This window comes from Pseudomonas sp. FW305-7 (assembly GCF_058786735.1).
The window spans coordinates 111046-134218 of sequence record NZ_JBYSZA010000015.1 but is presented as its reverse complement, the minus strand read 5'-3'; the positions used below and the strand labels follow the sequence as shown (position 1 = coordinate 134218).

The window sequence follows — 23173 nt, the reverse complement described above, 5'->3', positions numbered from 1 at the left end:
GGCGCGCATTGTATACCTCAAGTTTCCGCGCGCGCACCGTGACCGCGATGATCAGTAGGCTGCGCGGTAGATCTTCTCGATATCGATGGCGCTGAGCTTGCGCGGGTTATTACGCATCAAGCGCTCGATTCCCGCGGCCTCCACGGCCATGGCCGGTATCGCCTCTTCCGGTACGCCGAAACTGCGCAGGCCGACGGGAATTTCCACCGCCACGCACAAGTCGGTCATCGCCTGCACGGCTTTGTCCGCCGCTTCGCTGGCACTCAGATGAGCGGTCTTCACCCCCATGGCTTCGGCAATATCCTGCATGCGTTCGACGCAGGCCATTTTGTTCCAGGTCATGACATACGGCAGCAACAAGGCATTGCTGACCCCGTGAGCGATGTTGTAGCGCCCGCCCAACGGATACGCCAGCGCATGCACCGCGCCAACCCCGGCATTACCGAACGCCATGCCGGCCATCAGGCTGGCGGTGGCCATGTCTTCGCGGGCTTGCAGGTTGGCGCCGTTGGCGTAGGCCTTGGGCAACGCCTTGGCAATCAGTTTGATGGCACCGATGGCCAGCGAGTCGGTGATCGGCGAGGCATTTACCGACAGATAGGACTCGATGGCGTGAACCAGCGCGTCGACGCCACTGGCGGCGGTGACACTGCGCGGGCAAGTCAGGGTCATCTGCGGGCTGACCAGTGCCACGTCCGGTAATAGAAAGTCGCTGACGATGCCTTTCTTCAACTGCGCGACTTTGTCGGAGAGGATCGCCACGTTGGTTACTTCCGAGCCGGTGCCGGCGGTGGTCGGAATGGCGATCAGCGGCGGGCCTTTGCGCGGCACCTGGTCGACGCCGAACAGGTCCTCCAGCGCGCCGTGGTAACCGGCGTACGCCGCCACGCTTTTGGCGATGTCGATGGCACTGCCGCCACCCAAGCCGATCAAGCCGTCATGTCCGCCTTCGCGATAGACGCGCATGCAGTCTTCGACGATGGCGATTTCCGGGTCCGGCAGTACGCGGTCGAAGATCTCGTAATCGCGCCCGCCGAGTTGTACCAGCGCCAACTCGACGGTGCCAGACTTGACCAGCGCGACGTCGGTGACGATCAGCGGGTTGTCGATGTCGAGGCGCGTGAGTTCGGCGGCCAGTTGCTCGATGGCGGCGGCGCCGGTGATCAGTTTGTGAGCGATTTTGAACTGGGACAGACTCATCGTGCGCAGCCTCTTATAGATGTGGGAGCTGGGCACAAGATTAGCTGAGGGTTTGGGGTTGTCTGCTATTCAGGTGGTGAATGACCCATCAAGGGCAAGATCAACAGCCCCTCACCCTAGCCCTCTCCCGGAGGGAGAGGGGACTGACCGAGGTGGATGGGGGAGGTACACCGACGCGCGATACCGAGTCGAATTCAAGCTTTGAAAAACAACGATCTGCTCCCTTTCCCTCTCGCCCCCTTGGGGGAGAGGGCTGGGGTGAGGGGGTAAGCTTTTGATCTGGCTCTTAAACCTGAGCGGTACGCAGTTTTTCACTACGGCCGCGCAGCCATTCGAGGGTCAGCAGCAGGATGACGGAGAAGGCGATCAGCAACGTGGCAGCAGCGGCAATCGTCGGACTCAGGTTCTCGCGAATCCCGCTGAACATCTGCCGAGGCAACGTTGCTTGCTCAGGCCCCGCAAGAAACAGCGTCACCACCACCTCATCAAACGACGTCGCAAAGGCAAACAGCGCCCCGGAAATTACCCCCGGCGCAATCAGCGGCAAGGTCACCCGGCGGAACGCCGTCAGCGGCGATGCACCGAGACTCGCGGCCGCACGCACCAGATTGTGGTTAAACCCCTGCAACGTCGCCGACACCGTGATGATCACAAACGGCACACCCAGCACCGCATGCACCACGATGAGCGAGAAGAAGCTGTTACCCAAACCCAACGGCGCGAAGAACAGATAACTCGCCACACCAATGATCACCACCGGCACCACCATCGGCGAAATCACCAGCGCCATCACCAACGACTTTCCGGGAAAGTCGCCGCGGGTCAGACCGATCGCCGCCAGTGTGCCGAAGACCATCGCCAGCACGGTCGCGGCCGGGGCGACGATGATGCTGTTCTTCAGGGCGCGCATCCATTCCGCCGAAGCAAAAAAATCCTGATACCAATGCAGCGAAAAGCCCTGCAACGGATACACGAGGAAACTGCCCGAGTTGAACGACAGCGGCACGATCACCAGCACCGGCAGAATCAGAAACAGCAGGATCAGGCCGCAGAGGATCCGCAAGCTGTAGAACCACACCCGTTCGATGGGCGACATGTAAGGACTCAGCATTTCAAATTCCCCTTAGCTCAGGCGCAGGCGACTGGCGCCCACCAGCCAGCTGTAGATCAGATAAAGCACCACGGTCGCCAGCAGCAGCAAGCCGCCCAACGCAGTGGCCATGCCCCAGTTGATGCTGGTGTTGGTGTAGAACGCGACGAAGTAGCTGACCATCTGATCGTTCGGACTGCCGAGCAGCGCCGGGGTGATGTAGTAGCCGATGGCGAGGATGAACACCAACAGGCAACCGGCGCCGACACCGGCATAGGTCTGCGGGAAGTACACCCGCCAGAAACTGGCGAACGGGTGGCAGCCCAGCGAGATCGCGGCGCGCATGTAGGTCGGCGAGATGCCTTTCATCACGCTGTAGATCGGCAGGATCATGAATGGCAGCAGGATGTGCACCATCGAGATGTATACGCCGGTGCGGTTGAACACCAGTTCCAGCGGTTTATCGATGATGCCCATGGCCAGCAGCGCACTGTTGATCAACCCGCCTGATTGCAGGAGCACGATCCATGCGGCGACCCGTACCAGAATTGAAGTCCAGAACGGCAGCAGCACCAGAATCATCAACAGGTTGCTTTGGCGAGATGGCAGGTTCGCCAGCAAATACGCCAGTGGATAAGCGAGCAGCAGGCAGATCACCGTGATGATCAGGCCCATCCAGAAAGTGCGGGCGAAGATGTCGAGGTAGATCGCCTGATCGGGGGTGGCCGGGGCGATTTCGCCGAGGTCGTCGATACGGTGGTCGACCGCCGCCAGCAGGTAGTAAGGCGTGATACTGCTGGTGTTGCGTTTCACCGCTTGCCAGTAGGCCGGATCGCCCCAACGCTCGTCGAGCGCTTCCAGTGCTTCTTTATAGGAGGCCGGTTCGCTGGCGAATGGCAGCGCCCGGGCGGTTTTGGTCAGCAGGCTGCGATAGCCGGCCAACTCCATGTTCAAGCGCTTGGACAGATCGCCCAGCGTCTGGTTTTTGCGTGCTTCGGCGAGGTCTTCGCCGGCGGCTTTGTAGACCGGCTCAGCGGGCAAGCCACGGCCGTCCCAACTGGCGATGGCCGCCACCGTGCGTGGCATGCCGCCGACCACTTCGGGGTTGCCGACGCTTTTGTAGAGCAGCGCCACGATCGGCACCAGGAACACCAGCAACAGAAACAGCACCAGCGGCGCAATCAGCGCCTGGGCCTTCCAGCGGTTGACCCGCTCGGCGCGTTTGAGCTTCTGCTTCAAGGTGGGGCTGGCGCCCTCGTTCAGGGGAACGGCGATGGCCATGACGTACTCCGCAAATCTTTGATCGTTACAGAGGTGGCGAACGCTACCTCGAACTTTGGGTACTGATCGTTCCCACGCTCTGCGTGGTAACGCATCCAGTGACGCTCTGCGTCACAGGGACGCGGAGCGTCCCGGGTAGCATTCCCACGCAGAGCGTGGGAACGATCATCCGGTGTGCCGTCGATCCATGTGAAGGGATTACTTCGCCGCCCAGGAGTTGAAGCGCTGCTCCAGTTGCTCGCCGTTGTCAGCCCAGAAGCTGACGTCGATCTGCACCTGGTTGGCGATGTTTTCCGGGGTGGTCGGCATGTCTTTCAGGACATCCTTGGCCAGCAGCGGCACAGCCTGGGTATTGGCCGGGCCGTAGGCGATGTTTTCCGAGTAGGTCTTCTGCTGCTGCGGCTGTACCGAGTAGGCGATGAACTTCTTCGCCGCTTCCGCACGCTTGGCGTCCAGGCCTTTCGGGATGGCCCACGCGTCAAAATCGTAGATACCGCCGTTCCACACCACTTTCAGGTTGGATTCTTTCTGCACCGCCGCGATACGACCGTTGTAGGCCGAGCTCATGACCACGTCACCGGAAGCGAGGTATTGCGGCGGTTGCGCGCCAGCTTCCCACCACTGGATATTCGGCTTGAGTTCATCAAGCTTCTTGAACGCACGATCCTGACCACCCTTGCTCGCCAGTTCCTTGTAGACGTCTTTCGGCGCAACGCCATCAGCCATCAACGCGAATTCGAGGGTGTACTTGGCACCTTTGCGCAGACCACGCTTGCCCGGGAATTTCTTCGTATCCCAGAAATCGGCCCAGCTGGTTGGTGCGGTTTTCAGCTTGTCAGCGTTGTAGGCCAGTACGGTCGACCAAACGAAGAAGCCCACGCCGCAAGGCTGAATCGCGCCTTTGACGTAGTCTTCGGTCTTGCCGAACAGCGCCGGATCGAGTTGCTCGAACATGTCTTCGTCGCAACCACGGGACAGCTCTGGCGATTCAACTTCCACCAGGTCCCAGGACACGCTCTTGGTGTCGACCATGGCTTTGACCTTGGCCATCTCGCCGTTGTACTCGCCAGCAACGATCTTGCCGTTGCCCGCCGCTTCCCACGGTGCATAGAAGGCTTTGACTTGCGCCGCCTTGTTCGCCCCGCCAAACGACACCACGGTCAAATCCGGGCCAGCGGCCATTGCGCTGGTCGCACCCATCAGGCCCAGGGTCAGGGCGGTGAACTTCAGGGATCTCAACATTTATTGTTCTCTCCACGTGCAGGGTTGGTGTTGGTACAACGGGGGGCGATCAGTTCGCCTCTAACAGCGGGTCAAGCGCACGAACGTGCTCGACCTGCCAGCCAAGCGGTACCACGTCGCCGACGGCGAGCGCAGGATCGAGCTCGGCAATCGGTTGTTTCACAAAGAAGTCGGTCTTGCCGCAGACTTCCAGGCGCACCCGGACGTGGTCGCCCAGATAGATGAATTCCGCCACCCTCCCTGAGAAGCGGTTGACGCATTGATCGCTCGAACCGTTGAGGCTCACACGCTCCGGGCGAATCGACAGGGTCACCGGTTCGCCGGTCTGGCCGACGTTGACTGCCAGCGCCTCGACCTTTTCGCCACGCCCCAACTCGACCACGCAGCGCTCGCCGCTCTGACTGAGCAGGCGACCATTGAGGCGGTTGTTCTCGCCGATGAAGTTGGCGACGAAGGTGTTTTTCGGTTCTTCGTAAAGCGTGCGCGGTGGCGCGATCTGCTGGATTTCGCCCTGATGGAAGACTGCAACGCGATCAGACATGGTTAGCGCTTCACCCTGATCGTGAGTCACGTAGACCACAGTCACGCCGAGACGCTGGTGCAGGTGTTTGATCTCCATTTGCATGTGTTCACGCAGTTGTTTATCGAGGGCACCGAGCGGTTCATCCATCAGCACCAGTTGCGGCTCGAACACCAAAGCGCGGGCCAGGGCCACACGTTGCTGCTGACCACCGGACAACTGCGCCGGGTAGCGCGAGGCGAACGCATCGAGCTGGACCATGCTGAGGACTTTCTTCACACGGTCGCTGACATCGCTTTTGTTCAAGCCACGTACAGTCAGCGGGAAGGCGAGGTTTTCCGCGACGGTCATGTGCGGGAACAGCGCGTAGTTCTGGAACACCATGCCGATATCGCGCTTGTGCGGCGGCACGTTGTTGATTGCGCGACCCGCCAGAAGGATTTCGCCGGCGGTCGGCGTCTCGAAACCGGCGAGCATCATCAGGCTGGTGGTCTTGCCGGAACCGGACGGCCCGAGCAGGGTGAGAAATTCGCCTTTGCGAATGTCCAGGTTGAGGTCTTTGACGATCAGGTTCTCGCCGTCGTAGCTCTTCTGCACTCCACGAAAGCTGACCAGCACATCACTGGCCCCTGCGTTTGAATCGACCTGGCTCATACCCACACCTTTGTTGTTGATGACTGCTTGTGTATCAAGCCTAGTGGCTGGCGGCAGGCACGCAAATCGGGGCGCAGGAGAGATTCGCCTCAGCCGGATGGAAGGTTGGGGGTAGGGATTGCCCTACAAGGATGGCGCGATTGGATAAGGCAGCCGTGAGTGACAAGCTGCAAGCCGCAAGAACAAGCAAAAGCGCCTGTCGCTAACAGATATGCCCACATTCTCCGGACACACAGAGAAACCTGTGGGAGCTGGCTTGCCAGCGATAGCGGCGGGTCAGCCGACATTGATGTGACTGACACTCCCTCATCGCTGGCAAGCCAGCTCCCACAGGTTTTTGTGGTGTGTTTAGAGAAGTTTGTGTTCCATCGCGTATTTCACCAGTTCGGCGAGCGAGGTGATGTTGAGCTTCTGCATCAACCGCGCCTTGTGCGTACTGATGGTTTTGCTGCTCAGGGCCAATTGCTGGGCAATGTCGTTGACGTTGGCACCTTGGGCGAGGCGCTCGAACACCGAGAACTCACGCTCGGACAACAAGGAGTGCAGTGGCCGCGTATCAGTCAGGCCAACTTCGAAGACCATGCGATCCGCCAGATCCGGATCGATATAGCGCCCGCCCGCCGCGACTTTGCGGATCGCCGTGAGCAACAGCGCCGGATCGCTGTCCTTGGTCGCATACCCGGCCGCACCAACCTTCAAGGCGCGAGCGGCCATTTGCGCTTCGTCGTGCATCGACAGCACCAGAATCGCCGGTGGGTTGTTCAGCGCACGGATTCGCGGGATCGCCTCCAGACCGTTTACGCCGGGCATGGAGATATCGAGCAACACCACTTCGCACGGCACGTTGCGCAGGGTTTCGAGCAACTGTTCGCCATTGCTCGCCTCCCCCACCACTTGCAGATCCTTGGCCAGGCCGATCAATTGCTTGATGCCTTCACGGACGATGGTGTGGTCTTCGGCTACCAGTACACGGATCACGTTTTTCTCCATTGTTCTTATTCAGCGCCAAGGTCATTCGCGAGCAGGCTCGCTCCCACAGGGAAAAGCATTCCAATGTGGGAGCGAGCCTGCTCGCGAAAGCGTCGACCCAAACACCATATAACCATCAGACCTCATTCACCGGCACCCAGACATGCAGACTGGTGCCCTCCCCCGGCTCACTCTCCAGCACCAGCCGCCCGCCCATGATCAGCACCCGCTCACGCATGCCGACCAGGCCAAACGAGGTCGGCCGAGCGGCAGCGGCGACAAAGCCTACGCCGTCATCACTGACCGTCAGACACAATTCATCGCCTTCCAGCGCCAGCGTCAGTTCGACAGTATGCGCCTGAGCATGGCGCATGACGTTGGTCAGCGCCTCTTGCAGGATGCGGAACAGGCCAATCGCCTTGGCATCGCTCAGCGCCGGCAGATTGTCCGGCACCTGCACCAGACACGGAATCTGCGTGCGTGCCTCGAACCGTCGCGCCTGCCACTCGATGGCCGAGGCAATCCCCGCATCGAGAATCGGTGGACGCAATGCCGTGGCCACATCGCGCACCAATTGAAACAACTGAGCGATCAGGCGTTTCATGCTGTTCAGCCGCTCATTCAGACCGGGATCGAGTTGTGCGTAGGCCAGTTCGCACATCGACGTCTCCAGTTTCAGCACCGTGAGCATCTGCCCCAGCTCATCGTGAACCTCGCGGGCGATTCGCGCCTTCTCCTCTTCGCGCACGCTCTCAAGGTGCGCCGACAGTTCACGCAGTTGCTCACGCGACGCCGCCAGCTCCAGCTCGATGCGTTTGCTCTCGGTGATGTCCCAGACGATGCCATCCCAGACATAGGCGCCATCTTCCAGTTGTCGGGTAATCGCCTTGATTTCGGCCCAGCGCTGTTGCCCCTGGCGCGTGAGAATTCGCCCCTGCCACGACCAATCGCTGTCGGTGTCCAGCGCCTGATCCTGGGTCTGGTGATAACTGGCCCTGTCGTCCGGATGCACCAGACTGCGCAGGCCCATGTCGCGATGAGCGATGGCCGCTGGCGCGTAACCCACCAGACTTTCACTGCCCTCGGAGATGTAGGCAAAGTCGATCTGCCCGGTCACCGGCGCCCGCTCCAGCCGGAACACCAGCCCCGGCACGTTCGCGGCGATACCCTGCAGGCGCGCCTCGCTTTCCTGCAACGCGGCCAGTGCCCGGCGGCGCTCGGTGACGTCATTGAGATAGACCACCAGATATTCACTGTCGCGAAAACGCAGGAAACTCAGCGACACGTCCGCGGGTAAAACACTGCCGTCGGCACGTACGCAGCTTGTTTCAAAACTCAGCGGCCCTTCTTCACTGGCCCGTGCGCGTTTCCACAGGTTGAGCCAGCGGTCCATGTGCAAACCCGGTTCGAAGTCGATCAGCGGTCGTTCGATCAGCCCACCCGATGGATAACCGAGCATGTTTTCCGCCGCGCGGTTGGCGTAGCGCACATGGCTGTCCCAATTGACCCAGAGGATGCCGACGGTGCTTTGGTCGATGGAAAACTGCGTCAGCCGCAAGGCTTCTTCGCTGGCGGCACGCAAGGCGATGTCTTCGCGCGCGGCCAGCAGACGCTGTTCGAGACTGTGCTGCTGGCGCCGCTGCCAGAACACGATGGCCACGCAACTGAGCAACATGACGGCAAACAACAGACTGAGGTTCTGCCAGAACCCCGGCGACTCCGACAGTCGCGGGTATTTCGGTTGCAGCCATTGGTTGTGCAGGCGTTCGAGATCCTTGGCCGGGATCACACGCAATGCGCTCTGGACGATACCGGCCAGTTCCGGCCAGTCACGGCGCGATGCCACCCGCAGCAGTTGCGGCAGCCCGATATCGCCGACCACCACCAGTTCGGCAAACTCCGGTTCTGCCGAAAGTCGACCGAGCTGCGCCTCATCAACGATCGCGTATGACGCTTGCTGACTCAACAACAGCTGCAATGCCTGACGCTCAAGGGGCACGCCTTGCAGGTTCAAATGCGGATAGTTACCGCGCAGATAGTCGGCGGTGGTGCTCGGCATGCGCACGGCGACGCGGGTCTGGCTGTCGAGTTTCTCCAGATCTACTCCGCCGCTGGCCTTCTGATCGCTGACCACCAATTGCGGCACACGCATGTACGGATCGGAGAACTGCCAAAGGCGCAGGGCGCTGGGCGTCTGGGTCAGCCCCGGGGCGATATCGATTTCGCCTTCGCGCGCGGCCGCTTCCAGTTGCGCCAGATCCTGAAAGTTGCGCCAGCTCAGCTCGACATTGAGCGCCTTCGCCAACAGCTTCATCAGCTCGACGTTGGCCCCGGACAAACGCTGCAAGCGCCGGTCGTATTGCGCGTACGGCGCCTGCAACACCAGACCGACGCGCAATTCGTTGTGCTGCGCGAGCCATTGCTGCTCACTCGCCGACAACTGCGCAACGTGCGTTGGTGGCGCAGGCGCCGCCCAGCCCATCAAGGGAAGCCACAGACAGCCGATAACCCACAGGCAGCAAAATCGCTTCATTGAAGTCTCATACACTGACAAATTCTGACCAACCCATTAGGCTGCCGGGATACTTTTCTGGCCTGGAATAACCGATGCCCTCTGTCTACCGCCTGGCAATGCCAGCATTGTGCCTGTCGCTGATCCTGCCTTGTGCGTTTTCCGTCAACGCGGCCGATCCGGCCCCGGCCGCCGCTGCGGAAAAGTCCGCTGAAGAAAAACCGGCCGAACGCCAGCCATTGCTTGAGCGTAGTCAGGAAGAAGCCGCCGCACTGCAACGCAAAGTCCCGGCGCAGGAACAGCAACAGTTGCAGGCCGCCAGCGACACCTTCCTCGCCTTGTGGAAACCGGCCAATACCGCCGAGCCCAAAGGCGCGGTAATTATCATCCCCGGTACGGGCGAAACCGCTGACTGGCCTCAGGCAATCGGCCCGTTGCGGCGCAAGTTGCCGGACGTTGAATGGAGCAGCCTGAGCATCACCCTGCCCGACCTGCAAGCCGACGTCATCGCGCCGCGTGTGATCCAGGCGGCTGCGGCCCCGAAAGCACCTGAGTCGGGCAGCAAGGATTCCACCACCGCGCAACCGATCGAGCAAGCGGCGGGCGGGGAGGCTGAAGTGGCTGACCAAGTGGTTGCCGAGACGACCGAAGAACAATCCAAAGCCGATGCCGAACGCATCTTCACGCGAATCGACGCTGCCATTGCCTACGCCGAACAGCAAAGTGCGCGGCGCATTGTCGTGCTCGGTCACGGAACCGGCGCGTATTGGGCCGCACGCTACTTGAGCGAACGGCAAACGGCGCAGGTGGAAAAATTTGTCATGGTCGACGCGCAGACACCGCTCAAGGCCAAGCCGGCACTGGCGGAACTGACGCCGACGCTGAAGCTGCCGACGGCGGATATTTTCTACATGGACAAACCGCTGGATCGCAATGCCGCGCTGGAGCGCATGCAGGCGAGCAAGCGTTTGAAGACGTCGGCATTCAGCCAGGTGGCGCTCAAGGCACTGCCGGATAACAACGCTGAGCAGGAGCAGCTGTTCCGCCGCGTGCGTGGCTGGTTGAATCCGCAGAACACCGACTGATCGATAGACCGAGTCGCATCCATCGCGAGCAGGCTCACTCCTACAGGTGATTACGCTCCAATTGAAGGAACCCGATCAACTGTAGGAGTGAGCCTGCTCGCGATGAGGCCACTTCAAACGATACACATCTAACGACTAGCGAAAATCCCGCCGCTCACGAATCAATGTATAGGCGTTGTGCAGCTCGCGGGTTTTCTCGGTCGCGTCGCGCACCTGCGCTGGCGTCGCACCACTGCCGGCAATCTTGTCCGGATGATGACGACTGAGCAGACGCCGATAGGCACGCTTGATCTGCGCCGGCTCGCTGGATGCCGACACACCCAACAGGCGCATCGCCTCCTGATAGCTCACCGCCGCACTGACGATGGGCCGCTTGCCGGGCTCGTAATCACTGGCCAGTGCTTGCACCTGATGCGTCGTCCAGCCCAGCCATTTACCCCACTGCGCCAACAATTCCCGCTCACTGACGCCCGCCCGGCCATCGGCCCAGACCATCCGCCAGCAGGCGCGCAACACACCTTCGGCCGCGTGTGGCTGCGCACTCAGGCGGCGCAGATAACCGCGCAGACGATCGCCACCGGACTTGCCCCGGTTGAACGCCGCGATCGCCCGACGCGTTGCCGGTTCACTCATCTCCAGCGCGCGCATCTCGTTCCGCGCCTGCTGGATATGCCCGTCCGTGACCCGCCCGTCGCTCTTGGCCAGACGCCCGAGCAACACGAACAATAATTCGTCGTTGCGCAGCATCGGCCGGCCGCCGAGTTTCTCGCGTAAATGCCCCCAGCTCTGCAAGTGCAGGCGCCGATCCAGCGCCTGTCCCAACAACGCCCCAAGCATGGCCCCCGGAATGCTGGCGATCGCAAAACCCGCTCCGGCTCCAATCAGAGTCCCTGGCCACAACATATCAGCGACTCGCTTCTATCAAGGTTTCAGCTTCGGCCAGACGCTCATGCGTACCGACATCCACCCAGTGACCTTTCAGCCGCTCGCCTGTCACTTCGCCGTCTGCCATGGCTTTACGTAGCAGCGGCGCCAGTTTGAAGGCACCGTCCGTGCAGCCATCGAATAATTGCGGATGCAGCACGGCAATACCGCTGTAGGTCAGGGTCTGCGCGTCCGGATGGCCGTCGTGCACCTTCCCGTCGGTCAGGGTGAAATCACCGCTCGGGTGATGCGCAGGGTTGTCCGCCAGCACCAGATGCGCCAGACCATTGATCGGCTGATGCAGCACGCTGAAGTCGTAATCGGTCCAGATATCACCGTTGACCACCAAGAACGCATCGTCGCCGAGCAACGGCAGCGCACGGAAAATCCCGCCACCGGTTTCCAGCGGCTCGCCTTCCGGCGAGTACTGAATGCTCACGCCGAATTGCGAACCGTCGCCCAGATAATCCTCGATCTGCTGACCGAGCCAGGCGTGGTTGATCACGATCTCATTGAAACCGGCGGCCGCGAGGGCGCGCAGGTGATATTCGATCAGGGGCACGCCGCCGGCACGTACCAGCGGTTTCGGGGTGGTCAGGGTCAGCGGGCGCATGCGCTCGCCTTTGCCTGCCGCCAGAATCATTGCCTTCATGCTGTTGCTCCACCCCGGAGGCTGGTGAACAGCGTTTGCAATTCGGCCAGTTCAGGACGACGGGCAATCACCGCTTCTATATAAGAGAAGAAACGCGGCACATCGGCCAGGTAACGCGGCTTGCCATCGCGGTGGCAGATACGCGCGAAGATGCCGATGACTTTCAAATGACGCTGCACGCCCATCAGGTCGCTGGCACGCAGAAAGTCTTCGAAATCCGGCTGCACCGGGATGTTCAGTGCCGAGGCTTGCTGCCAGTAATTTTCCAGCCAGCCACGCACGCGCTCTTCAGGCCAGCTGAGGAAAGCGTCCTTGAACAGGCAGGTTACGTCGTAGGTCACCGGGCCATAGACCGCATCCTGAAAATCCAGCACGCCAGGGTTTGGCTCGCTGAGCATCAGGTTGCGCGGCATGTAATCGCGGTGCACCAGCACTTTCGGCTGGGCCAGGGCGCTGTCGATCAACAGGTCGCTGATCTGCTGCCACTGTTGTTGCTGAGTCGAATTGAATTCGACGCCCAGTTCACGCTTCACGTACCACTCAGGGAACAGTTCCAGCTCACGGCGCAGCAATGCGACGTCGTAACTCGGCAGGGGCGCGACCATCGGCAACTGCTGAAAAGCCAGCAGGGCTTTCAGGGCATCGCTGAACAATGCGTCGGCATTTTCGCCATCGATCACGTCGAGATAGGTCTTGTTGCCCAGGTCATTGAGCAAAAGAAAGCCGCGTTCGAGGTCTTCGGCATAAATTTTCGGCACATTAATTCCGGATTTCGCCAGCAAAAAGGCGATATCCACGAACGGTTTGCAGTTTTCCTGGGGTGGCGGCGCATCCATCACGACGAAGCTGCGACCCGCGCCTTCCCAGCGGAAGTAACGGCGGAAACTCGCGTCGCTACTGGCCGCGGTCAACGTGGCCGGGGGCACGGCGCCCCAGCCCTGATCTGCAAACAGGATTGCCAACTGCTCATCGAGCCAAACTTTCAGGTGTTGCAAGCGTACATCTTGGTCAGGCATTGCAAGGGTCTCCGACGGCGCTAGCCGTCAAGCGGGTCATGCTTTATTATCCAGCATCTTTTTCAGACCATCGAGAGGCGTGCGGCCCACACCGCGGGCAGATGGCACGCAGGAAGCCCGGACTAATAAGATGGCATTGAAATCCCCCGCGTTTCGTAAAAAATTTCCGTTGTTGGTAACCGGCAGTCTGCTGGCTATGCAACCTCTGGCCAGTCAATTCGTTGTCGCCGCCGAGCAGTATGACTGCTCTGTCTCGGCTACGGGTGCCTGGGACTGTTCGCCCAAGACGCCGGCGGCTGCATTGCCTCCGCGTCCAGTGCATGACGGCAGTGCCGTCAGCGCCACCGGCGAAGCCCCGGCACAGAACGGTTCGACTTCCGACACTGGCGCCAAACCAGCGCTGGTGACCGAAGCCAAGGGCCGCGGACTGAAATCCCGTAGCGAAGACTTCAGTCACCTCGACTGGGTTCCGCGCGAGAAACTCACCGCTGCCCAATTGGCTGAAACCGGTCCGTATTGCTCTGGTGCTTACATCGAGCCGACTCGTCCTGGCATGAATGACAAGACGAATAAAAGCGATGCACCGACCTTTATCGGCGCAAAAGCTTCGCGCTATAACACCGATGATCAAGTTGGCACCCTGGCCGGTGATGTTGTCCTGCGTCAGGGCAGCATGCAGGTCGAGTCCGATGAGGCGAGCCTGTATCAGGCCGAGAGCCGCGCCGAACTCAACGGCGATGTGCGCATCCGCGACAACGGCGCGCTGATCGTCGGCGACCACGCCGATGTGCAGCTCGACACTGGTGAAGCCAAGGTCGACAACGCCGAATACGTGATGCACAAATCGCGCATCCGCGGTAACGCGCTGTACGCCAAGCGTGCCGAAAACGCGATCATTCGTCTCAAGGACGGCACGTACACCACGTGCGAACCGAACAGCAACGCCTGGCAGCTCAAGGGTAATAACATCACCCTGAACCCGGCCACCGGCTTCGGTACCGCGACCAACGTGACGTTGCGTGTAAAAGACATTCCGATCCTGTACACGCCATACATCTACTTCCCGATCGATGATCGTCGCCAGTCGGGCTTCCTGCCGCCGACCATCGGCAGCGGCACCGACACCGGCTTCATGCTGGTTACCCCGTACTACTTCAACCTGGCGCCTAACTACGACGCCACGTTGTACCCGCGTTACATGAGCAAGCGTGGCATGTTGGTGGAAGGCGAGTTCCGTTATCTGACCAAGTCAAGTGAAGGTCAGTTCGGTGCTGCGTACCTCAATGACGAGGACCATGATCGCGACAAGCAGACTGATTCCAAACAGACCCGCTACATGTACAACTGGCAACACAAGGGCGGCCTTGACTCCCGTGTTCTCACCCAGGTCGACTACACCAAGATCAGTGATCCTTATTACTTCCAGGATCTGCAGACCGATCAGATTGGTGTGAAATCCAGCGACTACGTGAACCAGCAGGGATCGGTTACCTATCGTGGCGACAGCTATACAGCGCGGCTGAATGCCCAGGCTTACCAACTGGCGACCGTATCGAACATCACGCCATATGACCGCCTGCCGCAGATCACCTTCAATGGTCAGCTGCCAGTACATCCGGAAGGCTTGAATTTCGACTACGAAACCGAGTTGGTTCGTTTCGACCGGGATCTGCTGACGGGTAACTACATAGATAAAGATGGTGGACCGATCAACATTGACGGCACCGTCGGCACTCGGCGCTTAGACAACAACATTGCAGGTCTCGCTCGTGCCAACGGCGACCGTTTGAACCTGAAACCAGGCGTGAGCCTGCCAATGAACTGGACTTATGGTTTCCTGAAGCCATCGCTCAAGTATCAATACACTCAATACAATCTTGATCTTGACCAGAAAGGCAAAAGCACATTGCTGGCTGGCGAAGATTACAGCCGCAACCAAAACCGAGGCGTACCAATTGCCAGCGTCGACAGTGGCTTGTACTTCGACCGCAACACTTCGTACTTTGGCAAAAACTACCGCCAGACTCTGGAGCCTCGCCTTTTCTACCTCTATGTACCGGAGAAAGATCAGGAAGACATTCCCGTCTTCGACACCAGCGAATCCACCTTCAACTACTCGTCGCTGTTCCGTGACAACCGCTTCTCCGGTTCCGACCGCGTCGGTGACGAGAACAAACTGTCGCTGGGTGTAACCAGCCGCTGGATCGAAGACAACGGTTTCGAACGTCAACGCATCAGCGTCGGTCAGGCGCTGTACTTCAAGGATCGTGAAGTCCAACTGCCGGGCATCGATGCAAAAACCCGTGATGACGCGAAATCCAACGTTTCGCCATACGCACTGGAATATGAATACCGCTGGAACCGCGACTGGCGCACCACTGCCGACTACAACTGGGATCCGGACAGCCGCAGCCCGCGTTCCGGCAGTGCGATGTTCCACTACCAGCCTGAAGACAACCCGAACAAGGTCATCAACGCCGGCTATCGCTATCGCAATGACCAGGTTCGTTACGATCAATCCACGGGTAAATGGACTGTGGGTGGTGGTGACTACGGCACCCCGGGCACGCCTGGCTACGTGAAGGACTACTACAAGATCCAGCAGCATGACTTCTCGGTCATCTGGCCGATCGTTCCACAGTGGAACGCGATCAGCCGCTGGCAGTACGACTACAACCGTAACCGTACCCTGGAAGCCTTCGGTGGTTTCGAGTACGACAACTGCTGCTGGAAACTGCGCCTGATCAACCGTTACTGGATTTCCTATGACGAGTTCAGTCAGGAAGCTCCGCAAAACGAAAAAGGCGACCATGGCGTCTTCCTCCAAATTGTTCTGAAGGGACTCGGTGGCCTCACTGGCGCCAAGGTAGAGAGCTTCCTCGACAAAGGCATTCAAGGTTATCGTGAACGTGAAGACCAAGCTTTCTGATTGTCTGCGCCCGCTGATGCTGGGCGCGCTGTTCCTGGGTACGGCGGCCAACGCCGCCGTACAGTCCATCGATAAAGTGGTAGCGATCGTCGACAACGACGTGGTCATGCAGAGCCAACTGGACCAGCGCGTCCACGAAGTTCAGCAGACCATCGCCAAGCGTGGAGGTGGCTTGCCACCTCCAGGTGTACTGGATCAACAGGTGCTTGAGCGCCTGATCGTCGAAAACCTGCAACTGCAGATCGGCGAACGTTCCGGCATCCGCATCACCGATGAAGAACTGAACCAGGCTGTCGGCACCATCGCCCAGCGCAACAACATGACTGTTGACCAGTTCCGCGCCGCCCTGGCACGCGACGGCCTGTCTTATGACGACGCTCGTGACCAGATCAAGCGCGAGATGGTCATCAGCCGTGTCCGTCAGCGCCGCGTGGCAGAACGCATTCAGGTCTCCGAGCAGGAAGTGAAGAACTTCCTCGCCTCCGACCTGGGCAAGATGCAACTGTCCGAAGAGCTGCACCTGGCCAACATCCTGATTCCGACCCCGGAAAGCGCCAACTCCGAAGCCATTCAGAGTGCCGCGCGTCAGGCCATGGAGGTTTACCAGCAGCTCAAGCAAGGCGCCGACTTCGGTCAGTTGGCAGTGGCCAAATCCGCCAGCGACAACGCACTGGAAGGTGGCGACATGGGCTGGCGTAAAGCCGCTCAACTGCCACCTCCGTTCGATCGCGAGCTGAGCAGCATGGCCGTTGGCGATGTAACTCAGCCGGCACGTACGCCAGGTGGTTTCATCATCCTCAAGTTGCTGGCCAAGCGCGGCGGCGAAGCCCAGACCCGTGACGAGGTGCATGTGCGCCACATCCTGGTCAAGCCAAGCCCGATCCGCGACGAAGCCAAGACCAAAGCCCTGGTTCAATCGCTGTATGAGCGAATCCTGGCAGGTGAAGACTTCGCCACTCTGGCGAAGAGCTACTCTGAAGACCCGGGTTCCGCCCTCAACGGTGGCGACCTGAACTGGATCGACCCGAACGTACTGGTGCCGGAGTTCCGCGAAGTGATGGCCAAGACCCCACAAGGTCAACTGTCCAAGCCGTTCCAGACCCAATACGGCTGGCATGTTCTGGAAGTCCTTGGCCGTCGCGCCACCGACAGCACCGAACAAGCCCGCGAGCAGCAAGCCATGACCGTACTGCGTAACCGCAAATACGACGAAGAGCTGCAAACCTGGCTGCGTCAGATCCGTGACGAAGCGTACGTAGAGATCAAACTCCCTGGTGCAGACCAGGCAGCGCAGTGAAACCCAAGCGTTTCGCGCTGACACCCGGCGAACCAGCCGGCATCGGTCCCGACCTGTGCCTGCTGCTCGCCTCGCAAGCCCAGCCACATCCCCTGATTGCCATCACCAGCCGCGACCTGCTCCTTGAGCGGGCCGCGCAGCTGGGGCTGGCCGTCAACTTGCAGGATGTCGGCCCGGATCACTGGCCGGACGCCCCGGCGCCCGCCAACAGCCTGTATGTCTGGGACACTCCGCTCAGCGCCCCAGTGGTGGCCGGGCAACTGGACAAGGCCAATGCGGCCTTCGTCCTCGAAACCCTGACCCGCGCCGGCAACGGCTGCCTCAGCGGCGATTTCGCCGGGATGATCACTGCACCCGTGCACAAAGGCGTGATCAACGAGTCGGGTATCGCCTTCTCTGGACACACGGAATTTCTCGCTGACCTGACCCATACCGCCCAGGTGGTGATGATGCTCGCTACCCGCGGTTTGCGTGTGGCACTGGTCACCACTCACCTGCCCCTGCGCGACATCGCCGATGCGATCACGCCGGAGCGGCTGGAGCGGGTCACGCGGATTCTGCACAGCGACCTGCAAAACAAATTCGGCATCGCCCAGCCACGCATCCTCGTTTGCGGGCTCAACCCGCACGCCGGTGAAGGCGGACACCTGGGCCATGAAGAAATCGACATCATCGAACCGACATTAGAGCGCCTGCGTGGCGAGGGCATGGACCTTCGTGGCCCGCTGCCCGCCGACACTCTGTTTACCCCCAAATATCTGGAGCACTGCGATGCAGTGCTGGCGATGTACCACGACCAGGGTTTGCCTGTGCTTAAGTACAAAGGCTTCGGCGCTGCCGTCAACGTGACCCTGGGCTTGCCGATCATCCGCACATCGGTCGACCATGGCACCGCCCTGGATCTGGCCGGCAGCGGCAAAATCGACACCGGCAGCCTGCAAGTCGCCCTGGAAACCGCCTACCAGATGGCCGAGACCCGTTTATGACCGAGCAATACCAACACAAGGCGCGCAAACGCTTTGGCCAGAACTTCCTGCACGATGCCGGCGTCATCGACCGCATCCTGCGTTCCATCAGTGCCAAGTCCGAAGACCGCCTGCTGGAAATCGGCCCGGGCCAGGGCGCACTGACCGCCGGCCTGCTCAACTCAGGTGCGCAACTGGACGTGGTGGAGCTGGACAAGGATCTGATCCCGATCCTCAATCAGCAGTTCGCTGGCAAGAGCAACTTCAACCTGCATCAGGGCGATGCGCTGAAGTTCGACTTCAACACGCTCAACGCCGCGCCGAACAGTCTGCGCGTCGTCGGCAACCTGCCGTACAACATCTCTACACCGCTGATTTTTCACCTGCTGAACAACGCCGGCATCATTCGCGACATGCACTTCATGTTGCAGAAAGAAGTGGTCGAGCGCCTGGCAGCAGGCCCTGGCGGTGGCGACTGGGGTCGCCTGTCGATCATGGTTCAGTACCACTGCCGCGTAGAGCACCTGTTCAACGTCGGCCCGGGCGCGTTCAACCCGCCGCCGAAAGTTGATTCGGCCATCGTCCGTCTGGTGCCACACGCGGTACTGCCTCACCCGGCCAAGGATCATCGCCTGCTGGAGCGCGTTGTGCGCGAAGCCTTCAACCAGCGCCGCAAGACCTTGCGCAACACGCTCAAGCAATTGATGACCGCTGCCGAGATCGAAGCGGCCGGCGTCGATGGCAGTTTGCGTCCGGAGCAACTCGACCTGGCCGCGTTCGTGCGCCTGGCCGACAAGCTCAGCGAACAAGTCCCGCCAGCCCCCGCCGCCGACTGACCGGCGATGAACGCTATCGGGCAGGACGCCACTCTGGTTTACTGCCCGATACTTGCCTAGACTGATTCCCCATCAGCTACGCCTCGCGTTCCGCTTTGTTTAAGGCCCTTTGCATGTCCGATCCTCGTTATCAGGTCGATGTCAGCGTCGTTACCCACTATCTGGCAGACCAATCGCAACCCGAACACGACCGCTTCGCCTTCGCCTACACCATCACCGTGCAGAACAATGGCGAGCAACCCGCACGCCTGATGTCGCGCCACTGGGTGATCACCGACGGTGACGGCCATGTCGAAGAGGTACGCGGCGCGGGTGTCGTCGGCCAGCAACCGCTGATCGAATCAGGCAAAAGCCACACTTACAGCAGCGGCACGGTCATGACCACCAGGGTCGGCACCATGCAAGGTACTTACGAAATGGTCGCCAGTGATGGCAAACATTTCGACGCAATCATCAAGCCCTTCCGCCTCGCCGTCCCCGGAGCCCTGCACTGATGGCGACGTATGCCGTCGGCGACCTGCAAGGCTGCCTCGAACCGCTCAAGTGCCTGCTCAAGCAAGTCGCTTTCGACCCGAAACTCGATCGGCTCTGGCTGGTGGGCGATCTGGTCAACCGTGGCCCGCAGTCGTTGGAAACCCTGCGTTTTCTCTATGCCATGCGCGATTCGCTGGTCTGCGTCCTCGGTAATCACGACCTGCATCTGCTGGCGGCAGCAAAGAATATCGAACGTTTGAAGAAGTCGGACACGCTGCGCGAGATCCTCGAGGCGCCAGACTGCGCCGAACTGCTTGAGTGGGTGCGACAACAAAAGTTGATGCACTACGACGAGCAGCGCGACGTCGCCATGGTCCACGCCGGCATTCCACCGCAGTGGTCGCTGCGCCGCGCCTTGAAGTGCGCCGACGAAGTCGAAACCGCCCTGCGCGACGACAACCTGTTTCCTGCTTACCTCGACGGCATGTACGGCAACGATCCGGCGAAATGGGACAACGACCTCAAAGGTGTGACCCGCCTGCGCGTCATCACCAACTATTTCACCCGCATGCGTTTCTGCACCGCCGAGGGCAAGCTCGACCTCAAGAGCAAGGAAGGCCTCGACAGCGCACCACCAGGCTACAAACCGTGGTTCCAGCACAAGGAACGCAAGACCAAAGGGCTGCGAATCATTTTTGGTCACTGGGCGGCGCTGGAAGGCAATATCCATGAGCCAGGCATCTCGGCGCTGGACACCGGTTGTGTCTGGGGCGGCAGCCTGACCCTGATGAACGTCGACAGCGGCGAACGCCTGTCGTGCAAATGCGATGAACATGGCGGCCTCGCCCCGACCGTCGCACCACTTATCCCCGAAACTTCGCCAGTCAGCGCACCGCGCTAGACTGCGCATTCAGCCGAGCAACAGGAACCCGCCATGAGCGAATTCAAACGAATCCCCCCGGAGCAGGCTCAGGCCCTGCGTGAGCAAGGTGCTGTCGTGGTCGACGTGCGCGACCCGGCGACTTTCGCTGCCCTGCATATCAGCGGCTCGAAGCATCTGGACAACCACTCACTGCACGCCTTCATCCAAGGCGCCGATCTCGATGCACCGACCGTTGTCGTCTGCTACCACGGCAATTCCAGCCAAGGCGCTGCGGCGTACCTGATCAGTCAGGGCTTTTCCGACGTCTACAGCATGGACGGCGGCTTTGAGCTGTGGCGTACGACCTATCCTGCAGAAACTGCCCAAGGCACCGCCGAATAATTTTTTTTGTCACGCGCAGGCCCCGGCTGCCGTGGGCCTGCGCCGGGCAGACGAACGGTCTGCCACAACTAATTACGTATCTCGCCTTTACCTCCCGAATTCCCAACTATCCTTAAGCCCAGGCCATCCAAAACAGGGGAGAGCCGGTACACCGGCGCACGGGTCATCGGGAGTGACTTTCACGATTGTCGGTCGTGAAAGTGTTCTGGGGGGTAAACAAACAGCTGCCACAACGGTTGTTTGCCAGCATCGACTGAGTGATCCGGCGTCGGCTCCACGTATCGAGCGAGGTGACGTCATGAGTATCTTTAGCCACTTCCAACAACGCTTCGAGTCCACACGCCAGGAAGAACTCTCGCTGCAAGAGTACCTGGAGCTGTGCAAGAAAGACCGAAGCGCCTACGTTTCCGCCGCCGAGCGTCTATTGCTGGCCATCGGCGAACCGGAACTGCTCGACACCTCGACCAACTCGAGGCTGTCACGCATCTTCTCCAACAAGGTGATCCGTCGCTATCCGGCCTTTGAAGACTTCCACGGGATGGAAGAATGCATCGACCAGATCGTCTCGTATTTCCGCCACGCCGCCCAAGGCCTGGAAGAGAAGAAACAGATCCTTTATCTGCTCGGCCCTGTTGGTGGCGGTAAATCGTCCTTGGCCGAGAAGCTCAAGCAACTGATCGAAAAAGTGCCGTTCTATGCGATCAAGGGCTCGCCAGTATTCGAATCCCCCCTGGGTCTGTTCAACGCCACCGAAGATGGCGCGATCCTCGAAGAAGACTTCGGCATCCCACGGCGCTACCTGAACACCATCATGTCGCCGTGGGCGACCAAACGTCTGGCCGAATTCGGCGGCGACATCAGTCAGTTCCGCGTGGTCAAACTCTACCCGTCGATCCTCAATCAGATCGCCGTGGCCAAGACCGAACCGGGTGACGAGAACAACCAGGACATCTCTGCCCTGGTTGGTAAAGTCGACATCCGCAAACTCGAGGAATACCCACAGAACGACGCCGACGCCTACAGCTACTCCGGTGCGCTGTGCCGGGCCAACCAGGGCCTGATGGAATTCGTCGAAATGTTCAAGGCACCGATCAAGGTGCTGCACCCATTGCTGACTGCGACCCAGGAAGGCAACTACAACAGCACCGAAGGTCTCGGCGCGATTCCGTTTACCGGGATCCTGCTCGCCCACTCCAACGAATCGGAGTGGCACACCTTCCGTAATAACAAGAACAACGAAGCGTTCATCGACCGGATTTACATCGTCAAAGTGCCGTACTGCCTGCGGGTCAGCGACGAAGTGAAGATCTACGACAAACTGTTGTTCAACAGCTCTCTGGCCAAGGCCCATTGCGCACCCGATACCCTGAAGATGCTCGCGCAGTTCACCGTGCTGTCACGCCTCAAGGAGCCGGAAAACTCCAACATCTATTCGAAGATGCGCGTCTACGACGGCGAAAACCTCAAGGACACCGATCCGAAAGCCAAATCGATTCAGGAATACCGCGACTCTGCAGGCGTGGATGAAGGCATGAACGGTCTGTCGACCCGGTTTGCGTTCAAGATCCTGTCCAAGGTGTTCAACTTCGATCCGCACGAAATCGCCGCCAACCCGGTACACCTGCTCTATGTGCTGGAACAGCAGATCGAACAGGAACAGTTCCAGGCTGAAACCCGTGAGCGTTACCTGCGCTACCTGAAGGAATACCTGGCTCCGCGTTATATCGAATTTATCGGCAAGGAAATTCAGACCGCGTACCTCGAGTCTTACAGCGAGTACGGCCAGAATATCTTCGACCGCTACGTGCTGTATGCGGACTTCTGGATTCAGGATCAGGAATACCGTGATCCGGAAACCGGCGAAATCCTCAACCGCGTGGCCCTCAACGAGGAACTGGAAAAAATCGAAAAACCGGCCGGCATCAGCAATCCGAAGGATTTCCGCAACGAAATCGTCAACTTCGTCCTGCGCGCCCGGGCCAACAACAACGGCAAGAACCCGACCTGGCTCAGCTACGAAAAACTGCGGGTGGTCATCGAGAAGAAAATGTTCTCGAACACCGAGGATCTGCTGCCAGTCATCAGCTTCAACGCCAAGGCCAGCAAAGAGGATCAGCAGAAACACAACGACTTCGTTACACGAATGGTCGAACGCGGCTACACCGACAAACAGGTACGGCTTCTTTCCGAATGGTACCTACGGGTACGGAAGTCGCAGTGAAGCAGCTGCAAGCTTCTAGCTACAAGCTGCAAGAACAAAGCG

The 23173-nt window shown here is 59.9% G+C and carries 19 protein-coding genes; 9 read left to right on the top strand and 10 right to left on the bottom strand.

All coding sequences use genetic code 11. The annotated features are described in order from the left end of the window. Positions 1-51: 51 nt before the first annotated feature. The 7 genes from AC3WMT_RS18630 to AC3WMT_RS18600 form a co-directional block, all read right to left on the bottom strand. The gene (locus AC3WMT_RS18630; protein WP_103304396.1) at positions 52-1200 is read right to left on the bottom strand and encodes an iron-containing alcohol dehydrogenase; all 1149 of its coding nucleotides are present in this window, start codon (positions 1198-1200) and stop codon (positions 52-54) included. Positions 1201-1486: 286 nt separating this feature from the next. Next, positions 1487-2311 carry an ABC transporter permease gene (locus tag AC3WMT_RS18625; protein ID WP_064589486.1) on the bottom strand — a complete coding sequence of 275 codons (825 nt, stop codon included), beginning with the start codon at positions 2309-2311 and terminating at the stop codon, positions 1487-1489. A 12-nt stretch (positions 2312-2323) separates the two neighbouring features. After that, positions 2324-3571: an ABC transporter permease gene (locus AC3WMT_RS18620; protein WP_103304397.1), complete on the bottom strand. Its 1248-nt coding sequence runs from the start codon at positions 3569-3571 to the stop codon at positions 2324-2326. Between the two features lie 198 nt (positions 3572-3769). After that, positions 3770-4813, bottom strand: a complete 1044-nt coding sequence (locus AC3WMT_RS18615; RefSeq protein ID WP_103304398.1) for an ABC transporter substrate-binding protein — start codon at positions 4811-4813, stop codon at positions 3770-3772. 49 nt (positions 4814-4862) lie between these two features. Next, on the bottom strand, positions 4863-5987 hold the full coding sequence (locus tag AC3WMT_RS18610) for an ABC transporter ATP-binding protein (RefSeq protein ID WP_103304399.1): 1125 nt from the start codon (positions 5985-5987) through the stop codon (positions 4863-4865). Positions 5988-6335: 348 nt separating this feature from the next. Continuing rightward, on the bottom strand, positions 6336-6977 hold the full coding sequence (locus AC3WMT_RS18605; RefSeq protein ID WP_177431404.1) for a response regulator: 642 nt from the start codon (positions 6975-6977) through the stop codon (positions 6336-6338). A gap of 115 nt (positions 6978-7092) precedes the next feature. Further along, a complete protein-coding gene (locus AC3WMT_RS18600) occupies positions 7093-9489 on the bottom strand; it encodes a PAS domain-containing sensor histidine kinase (protein WP_103304401.1) in 2397 nt (798 codons plus the stop codon). A gap of 74 nt (positions 9490-9563) precedes the next feature. On the opposite strand from AC3WMT_RS18600, the gene AC3WMT_RS18595 reads away from it, so the two are divergent. Beyond that, complete coding sequence (locus AC3WMT_RS18595) at positions 9564-10553, top strand: alpha/beta hydrolase family protein (RefSeq protein WP_103304402.1); 990 nt, start codon at positions 9564-9566, stop codon at positions 10551-10553. A gap of 135 nt (positions 10554-10688) precedes the next feature. Here the strand turns inward: AC3WMT_RS18595 and AC3WMT_RS18590 are convergent, their stop codons facing one another. Genes AC3WMT_RS18590 through AC3WMT_RS18580 form a run of 3 tightly spaced genes read right to left on the bottom strand, consistent with a single transcriptional unit; the run spans position 10689 to position 13145 of the window. Beyond that, positions 10689-11456 (bottom strand): TerB family tellurite resistance protein, encoded by a 768-nt coding sequence (locus AC3WMT_RS18590; RefSeq protein ID WP_103304403.1) that lies wholly within the window; start codon positions 11454-11456, stop codon positions 10689-10691. 1 nt (position 11457) lies between these two features. Beyond that, positions 11458-12129 carry an N-acetylmuramate alpha-1-phosphate uridylyltransferase MurU gene (gene murU / locus AC3WMT_RS18585; protein WP_103304404.1) on the bottom strand — a complete coding sequence of 224 codons (672 nt, stop codon included), beginning with the start codon at positions 12127-12129 and terminating at the stop codon, positions 11458-11460. Then, complete coding sequence (locus AC3WMT_RS18580; RefSeq protein ID WP_103304405.1) at positions 12126-13145, bottom strand: aminoglycoside phosphotransferase family protein; 1020 nt, start codon at positions 13143-13145, stop codon at positions 12126-12128. The genes murU and AC3WMT_RS18580 overlap by 4 nt, the downstream gene beginning before the upstream one ends. Before the next feature lie 130 nt (positions 13146-13275). Here AC3WMT_RS18580 and AC3WMT_RS18575 point away from each other — a divergent pair, with 130 nt between their 5' ends. The 8 genes from AC3WMT_RS18575 (at position 13276) to AC3WMT_RS18540 (ending at position 23131) form a co-directional block, all read left to right on the top strand. Next, positions 13276-16074, top strand: coding sequence for an LPS-assembly protein LptD (locus tag AC3WMT_RS18575; RefSeq protein WP_103304406.1), 2799 nt, complete (start codon positions 13276-13278; stop codon positions 16072-16074). Beyond that, a complete protein-coding gene (gene surA / locus AC3WMT_RS18570; protein ID WP_146041241.1) occupies positions 16055-17371 on the top strand; it encodes a peptidylprolyl isomerase SurA in 1317 nt (438 codons plus the stop codon). Before AC3WMT_RS18575 ends, surA begins: the two co-directional genes overlap by 20 nt. Further along, a complete protein-coding gene (gene pdxA / locus AC3WMT_RS18565; RefSeq protein ID WP_103304407.1) occupies positions 17368-18357 on the top strand; it encodes a 4-hydroxythreonine-4-phosphate dehydrogenase PdxA in 990 nt (329 codons plus the stop codon). Before surA ends, pdxA begins: the two co-directional genes overlap by 4 nt. Then, positions 18354-19172, top strand: a complete 819-nt coding sequence (gene rsmA, locus AC3WMT_RS18560; protein ID WP_103304408.1) for a 16S rRNA (adenine(1518)-N(6)/adenine(1519)-N(6))-dimethyltransferase RsmA — start codon at positions 18354-18356, stop codon at positions 19170-19172. The genes pdxA and rsmA overlap by 4 nt, the downstream gene beginning before the upstream one ends. A gap of 113 nt (positions 19173-19285) precedes the next feature. Next, positions 19286-19666, top strand: coding sequence for a Co2+/Mg2+ efflux protein ApaG (gene apaG / locus AC3WMT_RS18555; RefSeq protein WP_103304409.1), 381 nt, complete (start codon positions 19286-19288; stop codon positions 19664-19666). Further along, entirely contained in the window at positions 19666-20547 is an 882-nt protein-coding gene (locus AC3WMT_RS18550) for a symmetrical bis(5'-nucleosyl)-tetraphosphatase (protein ID WP_103304410.1), read from the top strand. The genes apaG and AC3WMT_RS18550 overlap by 1 nt, the downstream gene beginning before the upstream one ends. Before the next feature lie 33 nt (positions 20548-20580). Then, on the top strand, positions 20581-20910 hold the full coding sequence (gene glpE, locus AC3WMT_RS18545) for a thiosulfate sulfurtransferase GlpE (RefSeq protein ID WP_016983139.1): 330 nt from the start codon (positions 20581-20583) through the stop codon (positions 20908-20910). A 298-nt stretch (positions 20911-21208) separates the two neighbouring features. Further along, on the top strand, positions 21209-23131 hold the full coding sequence (locus AC3WMT_RS18540; RefSeq protein WP_007910115.1) for a PrkA family serine protein kinase: 1923 nt from the start codon (positions 21209-21211) through the stop codon (positions 23129-23131). Positions 23132-23173 lie beyond the last annotated feature (42 nt).

What these genes read in the sequence shown, in the direction of transcription:
- AC3WMT_RS18605 (WP_177431404.1), bottom strand. Translation starts at nt 6,977, where the DNA reads ATGGAGAAAAACGTGATCCGTGTACTGGTAGCCGAAGACCACACCATC.
- glpE (WP_016983139.1), top strand. Translation starts at nt 20,581, where the DNA reads ATGAGCGAATTCAAACGAATCCCCCCGGAGCAGGCTCAGGCCCTGCGT.
- AC3WMT_RS18590 (WP_103304403.1), bottom strand. Translation starts at nt 11,456, where the DNA reads ATGTTGTGGCCAGGGACTCTGATTGGAGCCGGAGCGGGTTTTGCGATC.
- AC3WMT_RS18580 (WP_103304405.1), bottom strand. Translation starts at nt 13,145, where the DNA reads ATGCCTGACCAAGATGTACGCTTGCAACACCTGAAAGTTTGGCTCGAT.
- AC3WMT_RS18595 (WP_103304402.1), top strand. Translation starts at nt 9,564, where the DNA reads ATGCCCTCTGTCTACCGCCTGGCAATGCCAGCATTGTGCCTGTCGCTG.
- AC3WMT_RS18540 (WP_007910115.1), top strand. Translation starts at nt 21,209, where the DNA reads ATGAGTATCTTTAGCCACTTCCAACAACGCTTCGAGTCCACACGCCAG.
- murU (WP_103304404.1), bottom strand. Translation starts at nt 12,129, where the DNA reads ATGAAGGCAATGATTCTGGCGGCAGGCAAAGGCGAGCGCATGCGCCCG.
- AC3WMT_RS18600 (WP_103304401.1), bottom strand. Translation starts at nt 9,489, where the DNA reads ATGAAGCGATTTTGCTGCCTGTGGGTTATCGGCTGTCTGTGGCTTCCC.
- apaG (WP_103304409.1), top strand. Translation starts at nt 19,286, where the DNA reads ATGTCCGATCCTCGTTATCAGGTCGATGTCAGCGTCGTTACCCACTAT.
- rsmA (WP_103304408.1), top strand. Translation starts at nt 18,354, where the DNA reads ATGACCGAGCAATACCAACACAAGGCGCGCAAACGCTTTGGCCAGAAC.
- AC3WMT_RS18550 (WP_103304410.1), top strand. Translation starts at nt 19,666, where the DNA reads ATGGCGACGTATGCCGTCGGCGACCTGCAAGGCTGCCTCGAACCGCTC.
- AC3WMT_RS18625 (WP_064589486.1), bottom strand. Translation starts at nt 2,311, where the DNA reads ATGCTGAGTCCTTACATGTCGCCCATCGAACGGGTGTGGTTCTACAGC.
- AC3WMT_RS18620 (WP_103304397.1), bottom strand. Translation starts at nt 3,571, where the DNA reads ATGGCCATCGCCGTTCCCCTGAACGAGGGCGCCAGCCCCACCTTGAAG.
- AC3WMT_RS18615 (WP_103304398.1), bottom strand. Translation starts at nt 4,813, where the DNA reads ATGTTGAGATCCCTGAAGTTCACCGCCCTGACCCTGGGCCTGATGGGT.
- AC3WMT_RS18630 (WP_103304396.1), bottom strand. Translation starts at nt 1,200, where the DNA reads ATGAGTCTGTCCCAGTTCAAAATCGCTCACAAACTGATCACCGGCGCC.
- AC3WMT_RS18610 (WP_103304399.1), bottom strand. Translation starts at nt 5,987, where the DNA reads ATGAGCCAGGTCGATTCAAACGCAGGGGCCAGTGATGTGCTGGTCAGC.
- AC3WMT_RS18575 (WP_103304406.1), top strand. Translation starts at nt 13,276, where the DNA reads ATGGCATTGAAATCCCCCGCGTTTCGTAAAAAATTTCCGTTGTTGGTA.